The sequence below is a fragment of the Halorubrum sp. AJ67 genome (assembly GCF_000513435.1).
Map to the genome: position 1 here is coordinate 77,900 of NZ_CBVY010000009.1, position 1,173 is coordinate 79,072.

At 65.3% G+C, this 1,173-nt stretch carries 1 protein-coding gene and 1 pseudogene; both read right to left on the minus strand.

Annotated features, from left to right (window positions below):
• On the minus strand, positions 1-850 hold an 850-nt coding region (locus BN903_RS09275; protein WP_195155768.1), incomplete at its 3' end, for an Hsp70 family protein.
• A 208-nt stretch (positions 851-1,058) separates the two neighbouring features.
• A pseudogene (locus BN903_RS16745) lies at positions 1,059-1,173 on the minus strand (triose-phosphate isomerase); the annotation flags it as partial.

A 1,173-nucleotide genomic window follows, 5' to 3' on the forward strand; every position in this document is an offset into this window, starting at 1 on the left:
AGGTGAGGTTCTCGAACGTCGCGCGGGTGACGGAGTCTTCGAGATGGACCGGACCGCTGTCGGTCGCGGTGATGAAGGGGAGGTTGACGGTCGTCTCCTTCTTGTTCGACAGCTCGATCTTCGCCTCCTCGGCGGCGTCCTTCAGGCGCTGGAGCGCCTGCCGGTCGTCGCGGAGGTCGATCCCGTGGTCGTTTTTGAACTCGTCGGCGAGGTGGTCGATGAGCGCCTCGTCCCAGTCGTCGCCGCCGAGGTCGTTGTCCCCGTTCGTGGCGACGACCTCGTAGACGCCGCCGCCGAGATCGAGGACCGACACGTCGAACGTGCCGCCGCCGAGATCGTACACGAGGACGGTCTGGTCGGACTCGTCGTCGAGGCCGTACGCCATGGACGCCGCGGTCGGCTCGTTGACGATGCGCTCGACCTCGAAGCCGGCGATCTCACCGGCGTCTTTTGTCGCCTGCCGCTGCTTGTCGTTGAAGTACGCGGGGACGGTGATGACCGCCTTCTCGACGTCGTCGCCCAGGTACTCCTCGGCGTCGCGTTTGATCTTCTGGAGGATCATCGCCGAGACCTGCTCGGGCGTGTACTCCTCGTCGCCGATCTCGACGGTGTAGCCGTCCTCGCCCATGTGCCGCTTGATCGACTGGATCGTGCGGTCGGGGTTCTGGACGGCCTGATTCTTCGCCGGCTTGCCGACGAGGCGCTCGTCGTCGTCAGCGAACGCGACGACCGAGGGCGTCGTCCGGTCGCCCTCGGCGTTCGCGATGATCTCCGGCTCGTCGCCTTCCATCACCGCGAACGCGGAGTTGGTGGTACCGAGGTCGATACCGAGAATTTTGTTGCTCGCCATCTTGGTCACAGATAGCGGCTTGTTTCGGTTAAAGGTTACTAGACGCCGCCATTTCGGCGGGAGAAGGATACCGCTGCCGTCGTGCGATTTCCCGATCGTGTGAGTAGATCACATCGATGTCTTTATACAGATCCGCAAACGCAGCGGCGACTCGACCTCGACCGTGACTGGGGATCGGGCGGGCTCCGGGTCCGCCCCCGACCCGACCTCAGATCCCGCTGACGAGGTCTTCGAGGACGGATTCCGGGTCGTCGGCCTTCGCGACGCCGGAGGCGAGCAGGACGCCAGCGGCCCCGAGGTCGCCGGCGGTGGCGACGTCCTCG